14 protein-coding genes and 1 riboswitch are annotated in these 13,951 nt (G+C 68.6%); of the genes, 1 reads left to right on the top strand and 13 read right to left on the bottom strand.

Annotated elements, in window-relative coordinates; translation table 11 throughout:
* Window positions 1-45: 45 nt before the first annotated feature.
* The 3 genes from IB261_RS22795 to IB261_RS22805 form a co-directional block, all read right to left on the bottom strand.
* On the bottom strand, window positions 46-168 hold the full coding sequence (locus IB261_RS22795) for a hypothetical protein (RefSeq protein ID WP_255302887.1): 123 nt from the start codon (window positions 166-168) through the stop codon (window positions 46-48).
* Window positions 165-1,358 (bottom strand): MFS transporter, encoded by a 1,194-nt coding sequence (locus IB261_RS22800; RefSeq protein ID WP_139791678.1) that lies wholly within the window; start codon window positions 1,356-1,358, stop codon window positions 165-167. The genes IB261_RS22795 and IB261_RS22800 overlap by 4 nt, the downstream gene beginning before the upstream one ends.
* A 74-nt stretch (window positions 1,359-1,432) precedes the next feature.
* Window positions 1,433-1,849, bottom strand: coding sequence for a MarR family winged helix-turn-helix transcriptional regulator (locus IB261_RS22805; RefSeq protein ID WP_081520132.1), 417 nt, complete (start codon window positions 1,847-1,849; stop codon window positions 1,433-1,435).
* A 225-nt stretch (window positions 1,850-2,074) separates the two neighbouring features.
* Between IB261_RS22805 and IB261_RS22810 the strand changes: the two genes are divergently transcribed.
* Window positions 2,075-3,895 carry an acyl-CoA dehydrogenase C-terminal domain-containing protein gene (locus IB261_RS22810; protein WP_151187998.1) on the top strand — a complete coding sequence of 607 codons (1,821 nt, stop codon included), beginning with the start codon at window positions 2,075-2,077 and terminating at the stop codon, window positions 3,893-3,895.
* A 189-nt stretch (window positions 3,896-4,084) separates the two neighbouring features.
* Here the strand turns inward: IB261_RS22810 and IB261_RS22815 are convergent, their stop codons facing one another.
* From IB261_RS22815 to cobO, 10 genes are all read right to left on the bottom strand, one after another.
* Window positions 4,085-4,807 carry an adenosylcobinamide-GDP ribazoletransferase gene (locus IB261_RS22815; protein ID WP_225605946.1) on the bottom strand — a complete coding sequence of 241 codons (723 nt, stop codon included), beginning with the start codon at window positions 4,805-4,807 and terminating at the stop codon, window positions 4,085-4,087.
* A gap of 92 nt (window positions 4,808-4,899) precedes the next feature.
* Window positions 4,900-5,487, bottom strand: a complete 588-nt coding sequence (cobC, locus tag IB261_RS22820) for an alpha-ribazole phosphatase family protein (protein ID WP_081520130.1) — start codon at window positions 5,485-5,487, stop codon at window positions 4,900-4,902.
* Window positions 5,484-6,539, bottom strand: a complete 1,056-nt coding sequence (cobT, locus tag IB261_RS22825) for a nicotinate-nucleotide--dimethylbenzimidazole phosphoribosyltransferase (RefSeq protein ID WP_192381088.1) — start codon at window positions 6,537-6,539, stop codon at window positions 5,484-5,486. Before cobT ends, cobC begins: the two co-directional genes overlap by 4 nt.
* Window positions 6,536-7,057 (bottom strand): bifunctional adenosylcobinamide kinase/adenosylcobinamide-phosphate guanylyltransferase, encoded by a 522-nt coding sequence (gene cobU, locus IB261_RS22830; protein ID WP_081520128.1) that lies wholly within the window; start codon window positions 7,055-7,057, stop codon window positions 6,536-6,538. Before cobU ends, cobT begins: the two co-directional genes overlap by 4 nt.
* 225 nt (window positions 7,058-7,282) lie before the next feature.
* A complete protein-coding gene (locus IB261_RS22835; protein ID WP_192381441.1) occupies window positions 7,283-8,722 on the bottom strand; it encodes a cobyric acid synthase in 1,440 nt (479 codons plus the stop codon).
* A gap of 8 nt (window positions 8,723-8,730) precedes the next feature.
* The gene (gene cobD, locus IB261_RS22840; protein ID WP_192381087.1) at window positions 8,731-9,732 is read right to left on the bottom strand and encodes a threonine-phosphate decarboxylase CobD; all 1,002 of its coding nucleotides are present in this window, start codon (window positions 9,730-9,732) and stop codon (window positions 8,731-8,733) included.
* Complete coding sequence (cbiB, locus tag IB261_RS22845; protein ID WP_151188002.1) at window positions 9,732-10,661, bottom strand: adenosylcobinamide-phosphate synthase CbiB; 930 nt, start codon at window positions 10,659-10,661, stop codon at window positions 9,732-9,734. The genes cobD and cbiB overlap by 1 nt, the downstream gene beginning before the upstream one ends.
* Window positions 10,658-11,308, bottom strand: coding sequence for a 5,6-dimethylbenzimidazole synthase (bluB, locus tag IB261_RS22850; RefSeq protein ID WP_192381086.1), 651 nt, complete (start codon window positions 11,306-11,308; stop codon window positions 10,658-10,660). The genes cbiB and bluB overlap by 4 nt, the downstream gene beginning before the upstream one ends.
* Entirely contained in the window at window positions 11,305-12,597 is a 1,293-nt protein-coding gene (locus tag IB261_RS22855; protein ID WP_151188004.1) for a cobyrinic acid a,c-diamide synthase CobB, read from the bottom strand. Before IB261_RS22855 ends, bluB begins: the two co-directional genes overlap by 4 nt.
* 238 nt (window positions 12,598-12,835) lie before the next feature.
* Entirely contained in the window at window positions 12,836-13,447 is a 612-nt protein-coding gene (cobO, locus tag IB261_RS22860) for a cob(I)yrinic acid a,c-diamide adenosyltransferase (protein WP_081520122.1), read from the bottom strand.
* Between the two features lie 270 nt (window positions 13,448-13,717).
* Window positions 13,718-13,939: riboswitch (cobalamin riboswitch) on the bottom strand.
* Between the last annotated feature and the right edge of the window lie 12 nt (window positions 13,940-13,951).

The raw sequence follows: 13,951 nt of genomic DNA on the forward strand, positions 1-13,951 counted from the left end.
GGGAATCCTCCGGTGATCAGGCCACGCTACCCCGCGCGCCGGTCATCAGCAACTGCCCATTCCGAGCTGCATCAGCGCCAGCCCGCCCCGCTGCCAGCCCCACCAGGCAAGACCGGCCAGCGCCAGGCCAAGGCCCAGCACCAGTGCGATCACCACCGGGCGCTTCACGCGGCCCCCAGTGCCGCGCGCTCGACCGGGCGCTCACGTACCGGCCAGTTGAGCAGGCCGGCCAGCAGGCTGAGGAGGATGGAAACCTGCCAGACCAGGTCGTAGTTGCCGGTGTGGTCATACACGTAGCCACCCAGCCAGCCGCCGAGGAAGGCGCCGATCTGGTGGAACAGGAAGGTGATGCCGCCGAGCATCGACAGGTTGCGCACGCCGAACAGCGTGGCGACCGTGCCGTTGGTGAGCGGCACGGTGGAAAGCCACAGCAGCCCCATGGCGATGCCGAAGGCGTAGGCCGTCCAGACGCTCAGCGGCGCCCAGATGAAGGCGACGATCACCACCGCGCGCAGCAGGTACAGGCCGGTGAGCAGCCGCGGCTTGCTCATGCGTCCGCCGAGCCAGCCGGCGAGGTAGGTGCCGAAGACGTTGAACAGCCCGACCAGCGCCAGCACCGTGGTGCCGACGGTGGCGGGCAGGTGGCGGTCCACCAGGTAGGCCGGCAGGTGCACGCCGATGAACACGACCTGGAAGCCGCAGACGAAGAAGCCCAGGGACAGCAGCCAGAACCCGGAATGCCCGGCCGCCTCGCGCAGCGCCTCGCCAAGAGTCTGCTCGTGGCCCTGCATGGGCAACGGCTTGTCGCGCATCAGCGCCGCCAGCGGCACGATGAAGGCCACCAGCAGACCCAGCGCCAGAAGCGCGGCGGACCAGCCCAGCCAGCCGATCAGCCCGAGAGTGCCCGGCAGCATGATGAACTGACCGAAGGAACCGGCGGCGGCCGAGATGCCCATGGCCATGCTGCGGCGCTCCAGCGGCACCGCGCGGCCGACTGCGCCGAGGATCACCGAGAACGACGTGCCCGACAGGCCGATGCCGATCAGCAGGCCGGCGCTCATGGAAAGGCTGAAGGCCGAGTCGGAATAGCCCATCAGCACCAGGCCGACTGCGTAGAGAATGCCACCCACCAGCACGGTGCGCATGGCGCCGAAACGGTCGGCGATGGCCCCGGTGAACGGCTGGGCGATCCCCCAGATCAGGTTCTGCAGGGCGATGGCGAAGGCGAAGGTCTCGCGCCCCCAGCCGAATTCGGCGCTCATCGGCGCGAGGAACAGGCCGAAGCCATGGCGGATGCCCAGGGACAGGGCGAGGATCAGGGCGCCGGATAGCAGTATCCAGAACCCTGTGCGCGACAGCTTCGACATCAGTTGCTCCTACACGGGTATATACCCGCTTTTGTTCGTTCTTCTAAACAGCACGCAGGCCGCCGCTAGCTCTCCAGCGCGGCCAGTTCATCCAGCAAGGCTTCCAGCTGACGGCGCTTGTCATCGCCCAGGTGTGCAGCCACATCCTGCTGCGCCACGTCCCAGGCGTCGCGCCCGCGCACGATGCGCTCGAGCCCGGCCGGCGTCAGCGCCACGATGCGGTTGCGCTGATCCTCGCCCTCTTCCAGCTTCACCAGGCCATCGGCCTCCAGCGGCTTGAGGTTGCGCCCCAGCGTACTGCGGTCAAGGCCCATGGCATCGGCCAGCTCGGAGATGCTCGGCTGCTCCAGCCGCGACAGGTGCCGCAGCAGGGAGAATTGCGCAGTGGTCAGCCCGACGCCCTTCAGGGCATCGTCGTAGACGCGAGTCACGGCGCGAGCCGAGCGGCGCAGTTTGGTGCAAAGGCATTGGGTCGTCAGCATGGATACGTGTATATACCCGCAACTCTTGCTCGGTCAATGGCCGGCGCGACCAATTGTCCCTTCTGATCGATTGCCCCTTCTGATCGATTGCCCCATCTGGCCTATTGTCCCAACTGCCAGTGTGTGACGTTGGCGCAGCCAAGGGCATCGTGCGGAGACGGCCGTATAACTGCGATCAGCCAGCCCCGCGCTTTCGACGGGGCGCATCACGGTCCGAGGTCCCCGATGCCCGTCTACAAAGCTCCGCTGCGCGACACCCGCTTCCTGCTCAACGAAGTCTTCGATTTCCCCAGCCACTACCAGAACCTGCTCAACGGCGGCGAAGCCACGCCGGACATGGTCGACGCCATCCTCGGCGAATGCGCCAAGCTCTGCGAGGAAGTGATCGCCCCGCTCTATCACAGCGGCGACGAGGAAGGCTGCCACCTGGAGAACGGCGAAGTACGCACGCCCGCGGGCTTCAAGGAAGCCTACGACGCCTACGTCGCCGGCGGCTGGCAGGGCCTGTCGCACCCGGTGGAGTACGGCGGCCAGGGCCTGCCGATGAGCCTGGGCGCGCTCAAGCAGGAGATGCTGGGCACCGCCAACTGGCCGTTTTCGATGTACCCGGGCCTGTCGCTGGGCGCGATGAACACCGTCATGCAGCACGGCACCGAGGAACAGAAACACACTTACCTCACCCCGCTCACCGAGGGTCGCTGGGGCGGCACCATGTGCCTGACCGAGCCACAGTGCGGCACAGACCTGGGCCAGGTGAAGACCCGCGCGGAAACCAACGCCGACGGCAGCTACGCGATCACCGGTACCAAGATCTTCATCTCCTCCGGCGAGCACGACCTCACCGAGAACATCGTGCACATCGTCCTCGCGCGACTGCCCGATGCGCCCAAGGGCACACGCGGCATCTCGCTGTTCATCGTGCCGAAGTTCCTGCCAGGTGAAGCCGGCAGCCTCGGCCCGCGCAACGGCGTGACCTGCGGCGCACTGGAAAAGAAGATGGGCATCAAGGCCTCGGCGACCTGCGTGATGAACTTCGACGGCGCCACCGGCTACCTGATCGGCGAGCCGAACAAGGGCCTGGAGTGCATGTTCACCTTCATGAACAGCGCGCGCATCGGCACCGCCATCCAGGGCGTCGCCACTGCCGAACTGGCCTACCAGGGCGCGCTCGCCTATGCCCGTGAGCGCCGCTCGATGCGCGCCCTCTCCGGCACCAAGGAGCCGGGCGAGATCGCCGACAGCCTGATGCACCACGGCGACGTGCGCCGCATGCTGCTGACCCAGAAGGCCGTGGCCGAGGGCGGCCGCGCGCTGATCTACCTGGCCACCCAGTACGCCGACAAGATGATCCAGGGCCTGCTGACCAACGACAACGCCGAGTACGACCGCTGGGACGACAAACTCGGCTTCCTCACCCCGATCCTCAAGGGCTGCCTGACCGAGCTGGGCCTGGAGAGCGCCAACCTCGGCATGCAGGTGTTCGGCGGCCATGGCTACATCAAGGAACACGGCATGGAGCAGATCGTCCGCGACGCGCGGATCGCCACGCTCTATGAGGGCACCACCGGCATCCAGGCGCTGGACCTGCTCGGCCGCAAGGTGCTGCTGATGACCCAGGGCAAGGCCGTGCGCGACTTCACCCGGCAGGTGGCGAAGTTCGCCGTCGAGCTGCTCAAGCAGGAACCGGCCATGCGCGGTCGTGCGCTCACGCTGCTCAGGCTCTGCGCGCAATGGAACCTGCTGACCCTGCGCATCGCCCTCACCGCCCGCAAGCAGCGCGACCTGGTGAGCACCGCCAGCCACGACTACCTGATGTTCTCCGGCTACGCCGCGCTGGCGTACTCCTGGGCACTGCAGGAAGCTGCCGCGCGCAAGCGCCTGCGCCAGGGCGGCAGCGAGTCGAGCGACTTCTACAAGGCCAAGATCGCCACCAGCGACTTCTACTTCGCCCGCCTGCTGCCCCGCGCCAAGGGACATGCGGCAGCGATGGCGAAGCCGGTGCGGTCGATCATGGGGCTGAAGACGGAGCATTTCGCCTTCGACTGACGCATGCGCTTTTTGTAGGAGCGAGCAAGCTCGCTCCTACAGGGTTGCTCCGGCGGCGCAGGGTATCGAGAACGTAGGATGGGTGGAGCTTGCGATACCCATGCGGTCGGTGCATGAGCAGTGATGGGTATCGCTGCGCTCCACGCCATCCTACAAGGATGTCCAGGCCAGGCTCGTGGCAAGGCGAGATCAGAGCGCCAAGGCCACCAGCACGGCGCACTCGATCATCTCCAGCATCGCCCCGGAGGTATCCCCGGTGGTACCGCCCAGGCGGGCGATGAAGCGGCTGCGCAGCCAGACGAACACCACCAGCGCGACCACCAGCGCCAGCAGACCGGTGAGGCCCACCAGCACCATCAGCGCCGCGTTGGCCGCCAGCATCCACGGCATCGCGCCGCGCGGCAGATGATCGGCCAGCGCCTGGCCCAGCCCGCCCTTGCGCGCATAGTCGGTGGTGTAGAACAGCAGCGGCAGCGCACAACGTCCCAGCCAGGGCGCCAGCAGCAAACCCCAGTGCTGGTGATTGCCAAGGATCGCGGTGATCGCCGCGAACTTCAGCAGCAGCAACAGCACCAGCGCGACCACCGCCGCCGGACCGCAGCGCGGGTCCTTCATGATCGCCAGGGTACGTTCGCGATCACCCAGGCCGCCGATCCAGGCGTCGGCCGAATCGGCCAGGCCGTCCAGGTGCAGGGCGCCAGTGAAAGCCACCCACACCAGCAGGATCAGCGCCGCCTGCAACAGCAGGTGCACGCCACTGAGCAACTCGCCCATGGCGAACAGCACGGCACCGATCAGCAGACCCACCAGCGGGTAATACAGGGTGGCACGGCCAAACTGTTCGGGCGTCGGCATATGCCCCAGCCGCACCGGCAGGCGGGTGAGGAACTGCAATGCCACCAGCGGCAGCAGCCAGTCGCTGAGGTGGGCGGCGTGCGCGTCCGCCCCGCTCTGCTCGGCGGGCTCGGGTGCCTCTTGCTCGCGGTCCCGGTGCGGGTCGTTCATCAATTGCTTGCCTTGTGGATGCGCCAGCCGTCGCCGTCGCGGGTCACGTCCAGCGCCATGCATTCGCCGTGGGCCACCATCACTTCCAACAGGCGCCTGGCCGGCAGGCCGCTGGCCAGCGCGCCGAGCAGGCGCATCACACCGCCGTGGGTGACGACCAGCACGGACGATCCGGCGTGGGCTTGGTAGAGACGCTGCAGCGCCGCGAAGACGCGGGATTCGAAGTCACCCATGGCCTCGCCACCGGGTGGCGGGAAGGCGTATGGATCGTTCCAGAACCGCTCCAGCGCCGCGGCATCGCTCTCCATCAGCTTAGCTGGCGAAATGCCTTCCCACTGACCGAAATCCAGCTCCTGCAGGCCCGGCTCGAAGCCCAGCGGCAAGCCATGGCGCGCCGCCAGCTCCTCGGCGAAAGCCGCGCAACGCTGCAAAGGCGAGCTGACCAGTGCCGACCAGCGGCACTCATCGCCCAGCGCGTCGCGCATCTGCGCCCAGCCGGTTTCGGTCAGCGCATCGTCCAGGCGGCCGCGAAAGCCACCGCCGAGTTCGGTCTCACCGTGACGCAGCAATTCCAGGCGCAGTGTCATGCAGGGCGATCCGACACCGCAGCCTCGGCGAAGGTCGCCATGCCGCTGTGCAACCGACATGCCTGACGCAGCAGCGGCACTGCCAGCGCCGCGCCGCTGCCCTCGCCCAGGCGCAGGCCGAGGTCGAGCAGTGGCTGCGCGTCGAGCGCGGCCAGCACGCGGTTGTGTCCCGGCTCGGCACCAGCGTGGGCGAACAACAGCCAGTCGCGGCAGCCGGGGTTCAGGTGCGTGGCGCACAGCGCGGCGGTGGTGCAGATGAAACCGTCCACCAGCACCGGAATACCCTTCTGCGCGCAGGCGAGATAGGCGCCCACCAGCGCGGCGATCTCGAAACCGCCGAGACGGCACAGGGCCTCGAAGGGCTCGTCGCAGTGGGCGCGGTGCAGCGCCAGTGCGCGGTCGATCACGTCGACCTTGCGTGCGACGCCCTGCGAATCCAGCCCGGTGCCCGGGCCGACCAGCGCCTGTGCCGGTTCGTCCAGCAAGGCGCAGGCGAGAGCCGCCGCCGAGCTGGTATTGCCGATGCCCATTTCGCCACCGATGAACAGCTCCGCACCGGCCTGCTGCGCGCGGCGCACGGATTCGCGGCCGGCTTCCAGTGCGATCAGGCACTGGGCCGCGTTCATCGCCGGCTCCTGGGTGAAGTTCGCGGTACCGGCGCCGACCATCACATGCAGCACACCCGGAAGCGGCTCCAGTGGTGTGGCAGTACCCAGGTCGATCACCTCCAGGCGCGCGTCGAGGTCGCGGGCCAGCACGCTGATCGCCGCCCCGCCGCGCACGAAGTTGCGCAGCATCTCGACGGTCACCGCCTGCGGATAGGCCGACACGCCTTCGGCGACCACACCGTGGTCCCCGGCGAACAGGGCGATCCAGATGTGTTCCAGAGTCGGCCGCTCACGGCCCTGCAGCCCGGCCAGGCGGATGGTTTCCTCTTCCAGCCGGCCCAGCGCGCCGCGCGGCTTGGTCAACTGGTCCTGGCGCGCGGCGGCCTTGTCCTGCGCCACGCGGTCGATCGGCTGGGTGCCTTGCAGCCACCATTGCAGACTCATAACGCTTCCCCCTTCAACACCATGGGCAGGCCGGCGACGGTGAACACCACGCGCTCGCTGACCTCGGCCAGGGACTGGTGCAGCCAGCCGGCCTCGTCGACATATCGGCGGCTGAGCTCGCCCATCGGCACCACGCCCAGCCCGGTTTCGTTGCTGACCAGAATGATGCGTCCGGGCAGTTGCGGCAGCGTTTCCAGCAGCGCGTCGATCTCGCCGCGCAGGCGCCAGCCGTCTTCATGGATCAGCAGATTGGTGACCCACAGGGTCAGGCAGTCCACCAGCACGCACTGCTGCGGCGCCGCCAGGCGCTCCAGCGCGTCGGCCAGGGCCAGCGGCTCTTCCACCAGGCCCCAGTGTTCGGGACGACGCTCGCGGTGCTGGAGAATGCGCGTGGACATCTCGCCGTCGCCGGCCTGGGCCGTGGCGACGTAGGTGACCGGCAGGCCGCTTTCCGCCGCCAGGCGTTCGGCCAGGCGGCTCTTGCCCGAACGGGCGCCGCCGAGGATCAGTTCAAGCATGGACTCTCCGCAATGACGACGTCCCTGTAGGATGGGTGGAGCCTGCGATACCCATCGCATCGCAGCAGGGAATTGATGGGTATCGCTCCGCTCCACCCATCCTACGCTGTGCGATGGTGGCGTTCGGATCGCGCACCTCCGCCGTAGGGCGCATAACGCCGCAGGCGTTATCCGCCGAAACCCTGGCAAGCAGAAACCGCGGATAACCGCGAACGGTCATCCGCCCTACAGTCCGCACAGCCGACTCAATTTTTCCGTATCCAGATGCGCCTCGACCTGATCGGCCAGGCGCTCGATGTCGCGTTCGCGCAGGGCGTGGTAATCGATGCTCTGCACCTCGCGCAGCCCGGCCCAGCGCAGCAGCGCCGAGCTGGATGCGCTGGACTCGAACAGCCCGTGCAGATAAGTCCCCATCACCTGCCCGTCGGCGCTCAGCGCACCGTCACTGCGGCCATCGCTCAGGCGCACGGCCGGGTTCGCCAGCGCCGGGCCTTCGCTGACGCCGGCATGAATCTCGTAACCACTCACCGGCGCGTCCTCCAGCGCCAGCTGGCCGCTGACATTGCGCAGCTGTTTCTCCGGTTCGAGGACGGTGCGGAAATCCAGCAGGCCGAGGCCGTCGCTCTCCCCCGCCGCACCTTCCAGCCCGTACGGGTCGGCCAGGGTGCGGCCGAGCATCTGCAAGCCGCCGCAGATGCCCAGCAGTTTGCCGCCGTAGCGCAGGTGACGGCGGATTGCCTCTTCCCAACCCTGGGCGCGGAGGAAGGCCAGGTCCGGCCGCACGCTCTTGGAGCCAGGCAGGATGATCAGGTCCGCCGGCGGGATCGGCTGGCCGGGGCCGACGAAGCTCAGTTCGACCTGCGGGTGCAGGCGCAGCGGATCGAAGTCGGTGTGATTGCTGATGCGCGGCAGCACCGGCACGACCACGCGCAGGCGCTCGCCGGTCTTGGCGGTCTGGCGGGTATCGATGGCGTCCTCGGCTTCCAGATGGAAGTCCATCAGGTAGGGCAGCACGCCAAGCACCGGCACGCCGGTACGCTCTTCCAGCCAGTCGAGGCCGTTCTGCAGCAACGCGATGTCACCGCGGAAACGGTTGATGACGAAGCCCTTCACCCGTGCCCGTTCGCTCTCGGAAAGAAGCTCCAGGGTGCCGACCAGATGGGCGAACACGCCGCCACGATCGATATCGGCAATCAGGATCACCGGGCAATCCACCGCCTCGGCGAAGCCCATGTTGGCGATGTCGTTGGCGCGCAGGTTGATCTCCGCCGGCGACCCCGCGCCCTCCACCATCACCACCGCGTACTGCGCGCTGAGGCGCTGGTGGGATTCGAGCACCGCCTGCATCGCCACGCGCTTGTAGTCGTGGTAGGCCACGGCATTCATGCTGGTCACCGCGCGGCCGTGGATGATCACCTGGGCGCCGGTGTCGCTGTTGGGCTTGAGCAGCACCGGGTTCATGTCGGTGTGCGGCGCCAGATGGCAGGCCTGCGCCTGAACCGCCTGGGCGCGGCCGATCTCGCCGCCGTCGGCGGTCACCGCGCTGTTCAGGGCCATGTTCTGCGGCTTGAACGGCACCACGGCCACGCCCTGTCGGCGCAGCCAGCGGCACAGCGCCGTCACCAGCGTGCTCTTGCCGGCATCCGAGGTCGTGCCCTGCACCATCAGCGTGCTCAACGCAGGCTCTCCATCTGGTTGAAGGTGCGCAGGCCGTGCTCCAGGCGCTCCCAGCCCTTCTCGTCCGGCGGCAGGCCGAAGCGCAGGCTGCCGGGCGTCTCGAACAGGCGCACGAGGATGCCCTGGCGCGCCAGGTGATCGCGCAGCGCGTGGGCGCGCATGGAGACCACCCACTGGAACAGCGCCGTGCCGCCCTGCGGGGCGAACCCGTGTTCGCCGAGCAGCCCGGCCAGATGCCGGCTCGCCTCATGCAGGTCGCGGCGGCGCTGGATCTGTTCCTGGAACTCGCCCAGCACGGCCTGCGCGATCCACCGCGTCGGGCCGCTCACCGCCCAGGGGCCGAGCAGTTTCGCCAGGCTATCCAGCAGGCGCGGTTCGGCGAAGGCGAAGCCCAGCCGGGCCCCGGCGAGGCCGAAGAACTTGCCGAAGGAACGCAGCACGATCAGTCCCGGACGGCTCGCACAGCTGGGCGCCAGGCTGTGCTCGGGCGTGCAGTCCATGAAGGCTTCGTCCACCACCAGCCAACCGCCGCGTTCCTGCAGGCGCGCGTGCCACTCCAGCAGCACGCCGGCCTCGATGCGCCGACCGGTAGGGTTGTTCGGGTTGACCACCACCAGCACGTCGAAGCGCTCCAGGTGATGAGGGACCTCCTGGTCGCTGACCTCGCGCAGGATGTGTCCGGCGGCGCGCCAGGACTCGGCGTGCTCGGCATAACAGGGTGAGATCACGCCGACCTTGCCCGGCCGGCGCAGGCGTGGCAGCAACTGGATCGCCGCCTGGCTGCCGGGCAGCGGCAGCAGCTTCTCGGCGCCGTAGTAGCGGCGCGCAGCGGCTTCCAGGCCGTCGCCGTCTTCGGGCAGGCGCATCCAGGCGGCTGTCGGCACGCTGGGCAGCGCCCAGGGCCAGGGCGAAATACCGGTGGACAGGTCGAGCCACTCGGAGAGCGGAATACCGTATTGCTGCGCCGCTTTGCGCAACCGGCCGCCATGTTCGAGCATCAGAGCACTCCCAGGATGAAGATGACCACCAGCCACAGCAGCACGCCCTGGCGTACCAGGGCCAGCGCGCGCCAGATGTCCGCGGCGGTCGGCGCCGGGCCTTCGCCCAGCTGCGGGCGTTCGTGGAGTTCGCCGTGGTAGCGGGCGGAACCACCGAGCGATACCCCCAGGGCGCCCGCACCGGTCGCCATCACCGGGCCGGCGTTGGGGCTGTCCCACTGCGGCGCCTGTGCGCGCCAGCAACGCAGGGCAAGCCGGGTATGACCGAGCAGAGCGTAGGTGAAGGCCACCAGGCGTGCCGGGATGTAGTTGAGCACATCGTCGATCTTCGCCGCGGCCCAGCCGAAGCGCTCGAAGCGCGCATTGCGGTAGCCCCACATGGCATCGAGAGTGTTGCTCAGGCGATAGAGCACCACGCCTGGTGCACCGGCCACGGCAAACCAGAACAAGGCGGCGTACACCGCGTCACTGCCGTTCTCCAGCACCGACTCGGTGGCGGCGCGGGCCACGGCGGTGTCGTCCAGTTCGGCGGTTTCGCGGCTGACCATGTAGCCCACGCGCAGGCGCGCTTCGTTCAGGTCTCCGGCGCGCAGGGCCAGTGCCACCGGCTCGGCATGTTCGCCCAGGCTGCGCAGGCCCAGCGCGGCGTACAGCGCGAGCGCCTGCACGACCCAGCCGACATAGGGCAGCAAGCTGAGCAGCAGCGCGAGCAGGGTCAGCGGGATGACGGCGATGATCCAGGCAGTGACGCCGTGGCTGCGCCAGCCGAGGCCGGGGGTGTCCTTGCCGGCGTCGGCGCGGGAGCGATTGAAACGCCGCTCCAGCCGATCCGCCAGACGCCCGAAGGCCACCAGCGGGTGCCAGCGTCTCGGTTCGCCGAACAGGGCATCCAGCACCACGCCGAGGACGCTCAGCAGGGCCAGGCTCATGGCTGTTCTCCCCAGTGGTTCTCGTACAGCAGCTCGCTGAGCGCGCGCGGTTGGCGCCAGCCTTCCAGGGCCAGCATCGGCGCCGGGTAGAACTCGCTGACCGGGCCAAGGCAGATCACCGCCACCGCCTCGGCGCCCACTGGCAGGCCGAGCAGTTCGCCCAGCGCGGCGGGGTCGAACAGCGATACCCAGCCCATGCCCAGGCCTTCGGCGCGCGAGGCCAGCCAGAGGTTCTGGATGGCGCAGGACAGCGAGGCCAGGTCCATGTGCGGCAACGTGCGACGGCCGAATACATGTGCCTCGCGGCCCTCCATCAGCGCGGCCACCAGTACTTCGGCGCAGTCGAGCACGCCCTCGACCTTCAGCTGCATGAACTCGTCGGAACGCTCGCCCAGTGCCTCGGCGGTGCGCACGCGCTCCGCCTCCACCAGCCCATGGATCGCTTCGCGCAGCTCCCGCGAGGTGACGCGGATGAACCGCCACGGCTGCATCAGCCCGACGCTGGGTGCCTGGTGCGCCGCTTCGAGCAGGCGCGCGAGCAGTTCGGGCGCCACCTCGCCGCCGCTGAAATGACGCATGTCGCGGCGCTCGGCAATGGCGCGGTAGAGCGCGGCGCGCTCCTCAAGGCTGTAGGCGTGCTCGGTCATGGTCTCAGCAGGGCGGCTGCGGCGTCCGGGTCGGACGGCAGGTAGAAATGGATGTAGGAGGCGGTGAGCCGGCCACAGCGAAACACCGCTTCGGCCACCGGTTTGTCGTTGGGGCAGACGCCACGGGCCAGCGGCTCCTCGCTGCTGTCCAGCAACGAATGGTGGAAGGTGTGCCCGCGCAGGGTGCCTTCGGGCAACGTCACCGCTTGCAGCGCCAGCGCGGCGAGGCGCTTCTGCATGCGCCCTTCGCCCGGCAGCAGGCCGAGCAGTGCGGCGCGTTCACCAGCCACATCGGTCAGCGCATCGAGCAGATAGAGCATGCCGCCGCACTCGGCGAGGATCGGCTTGCCCATCTCGTGATGCGCGTGGATGGCCTGGGCCATGGCGCGGTTCCCGGCCAGCGCCTGCAGGTGCAGTTCCGGGTAGCCGCCGGGCAGGTAGAGGCTGTCCACTTCCGGCAACGCGTCATCACGCAGCGGCGAGAAGAACACCAGCTCGGCACCCAGCGCACGCAGCAGGTCGAGATTGGCCTGGTAGAGGAACGCAAAGGCGTTGTCCCGCGCCACGCCGATGCGCACGTCATCGAGGCGGGACGATTCGCGGCGCGGCTCGGGTGCGGCAAAGCTCACCGGCAGCGGCAGCTCGGTACTGGCGCTGGCCGCCAGGGCATCGGCGGCGGCGTCCAGGCGGGCGTCGAGGTCAGCCAGCTCGTCGGCCTGCACCAGGCCGAGGTGTCGGCTGGGCAGCTCCACTTCAGTATCGCGCGGCAGCGCGCCATACCAGCGAATCCACTCCGGCAGGCTGTCGCGCACCAGGTCGCGGTGACGCTGGCTGCCGATACGGTTGGCAAGCACCCCGGAGAACGGCAGGTCGCTCTGGTAGGTCGCCATGCCAACGGCCATGGCGCCGAAGGTCTGCGCCATGGACTGGCCGTTGATCACCGCCATCACCGGCACATTGAAGCGCCGCGCCAGGTCGGCCGCAGACGGCGAGCCGTCGAACAGGCCCATCACGCCTTCGATGAGGATCAGGTCGGCCTCGCCGGCGGCCTCCCACAGCAGCCGACGGCTCTCTTCCTCGCCGACCATCCACAAGTCCAGCTGGTAGACCGGCGCGTCACTGGCGCGGGCGAGGATCATCGGGTCGAGGAAGTCCGGGCCGCACTTGAACACCCGCACCTTGCGCCCGAGGCGTGTGTGCAGGCGTGCCAGGGCGGCGGTCACGGTGGTCTTGCCCTGCCCGGAAGCGGGGGCGGCGATCAGCAATGCGGGGCATTGGCGCGAGGTCATCGGGCGCGCTCCCAATGTTGGGCAGAGAGCCCCCTCACCCCAGCCCTGGCTGCGTGCCCCGCTCGGAGAGAGAGGGGGCAGTCAGGTGCTCCATGCAACGCTGGCATGGATCGATCGGCCCTCGCGCGACCCAATCGTCCGCTGAGAGGGCCGGCCGGCGAGTGCCGATCTCCCGGTACACGCCGAACGGCCCCCTCTCCCCCTGGGAGAGGGCTGGGGTGAGGGCCAGCCACGAGCATCAGAACTCCACCCCCTTCTGTGCCTTGATGCCGGCCTTGAAGGCGTGTTTCACCAGGCCCATCTCGGTCACGGTGTCGGCGGCCTCGAGCATCGCCGGCTGCGCGCCACGGCCGGTGGCGACCACATGCTGCATGGGCGGACGGGCGGCGATGTCGGCCAGCACGGTGTCCAGCTCCAGGTAGCCGTGCTTGAGGGCGATGTTCACCTCGTCCAGCACCACCAGGCCGACTTCGGGGTCGGCCAGCAGCTGGCGCGCCACGTCCCAGGCGAACTGCGCCTTGGCGATGTCGCGCTGGCGGTCCTGGGTTTCCCAGGTAAAGCCTTCGCCCATCACATGGAAGCTGACTTCCTCGGGGAAGCGGCGGAAGAACGCCTCCTCGCCCGTGGTCGCGGCACCCTTGATGAACTGCACCACGCCCACCTTCATGCCGTGGCCCAGTGCGCGGGCGACCATGCCGAAGGCCGAGCTGCTCTTGCCCTTGCCGTTGCCGCTGTTGACCAGGAACACGCCGCGCTCCCCCTGGGCCTGGGCGATCTTCTCGTCGATCACTGCCTTCTTGCGCTGCATGCGCGAGCGATGGCGCTCGTCCTTTTCCGGGGATTCAGTCATGGGTGGTTGCTCCTGAAACGAATTGCGCAGGCGTCAGGCTGCCGGCCGGGTGGCAGCGAACGAGGAATGGAACAGGCAGGGATGAACCACAGGCGCGCAGAAGCGCCATGCGGCAGAGGTCGCCCAGCACAGAGGCTGTCGACCTGGGGAATAGGGATTTCACCTGAAGGATTCTCCGCCGCTCTCACCCGCGCGGCACTGACCAGTCGGGGCAGGCGGAGGACGGCAACGCGCGGCGCGCAGCGCCGACGTCGGCAGCGCCTCCCGCGATGCCATGCGATGCAGCAGGCCGGTCTCCGGGCTTGCGAGTGACGCCGTGAGGCTGTCGATGAACCGCGCCTTCCCATGCCGTGGCACAGTGGCTGTCTGCGGTTCGAAGCTCGCTTACCGTTGCGGGGGCAGCGCCGGAATGGTCGATTGCGCATCGATTTCACCGGCTTCCCTGTTTCACTCGCGGCTTGCGCCGAGAGCACCTGAAGCAGGCGCGCAGCTTAGTGGCTGGCG

The sequence above is a fragment of the Pseudomonas sp. PDM20 genome (assembly GCF_014852575.3).
GTDB lineage: Bacteria > Pseudomonadota > Gammaproteobacteria > Pseudomonadales > Pseudomonadaceae > Pseudomonas.

Bases quoted from the DNA above. Each gene is read 5' to 3' on its own strand.
- IB261_RS22805 (WP_081520132.1), bottom strand. From the start codon at position 1,849: ATGCTGACGACCCAATGCCTTTGCACCAAACTGCGCCGCTCGGCTCGC.
- IB261_RS22810 (WP_151187998.1), top strand. From the start codon at position 2,075: ATGCCCGTCTACAAAGCTCCGCTGCGCGACACCCGCTTCCTGCTCAAC.
- cobC (WP_081520130.1), bottom strand. From the start codon at position 5,487: ATGACACTGCGCCTGGAATTGCTGCGTCACGGTGAGACCGAACTCGGC.
- cobT (WP_192381088.1), bottom strand. From the start codon at position 6,539: ATGAGTCTGCAATGGTGGCTGCAAGGCACCCAGCCGATCGACCGCGTG.
- cobU (WP_081520128.1), bottom strand. From the start codon at position 7,057: ATGCTTGAACTGATCCTCGGCGGCGCCCGTTCGGGCAAGAGCCGCCTG.
- IB261_RS22835 (WP_192381441.1), bottom strand. From the start codon at position 8,722: ATGGTGCAGGGCACGACCTCGGATGCCGGCAAGAGCACGCTGGTGACG.
- cobD (WP_192381087.1), bottom strand. From the start codon at position 9,732: ATGCTCGAACATGGCGGCCGGTTGCGCAAAGCGGCGCAGCAATACGGT.
- cbiB (WP_151188002.1), bottom strand. From the start codon at position 10,661: ATGAGCCTGGCCCTGCTGAGCGTCCTCGGCGTGGTGCTGGATGCCCTG.
- bluB (WP_192381086.1), bottom strand. From the start codon at position 11,308: ATGACCGAGCACGCCTACAGCCTTGAGGAGCGCGCCGCGCTCTACCGC.
- IB261_RS22855 (WP_151188004.1), bottom strand. From the start codon at position 12,597: ATGACCTCGCGCCAATGCCCCGCATTGCTGATCGCCGCCCCCGCTTCC.
- cobO (WP_081520122.1), bottom strand. From the start codon at position 13,447: ATGACTGAATCCCCGGAAAAGGACGAGCGCCATCGCTCGCGCATGCAG.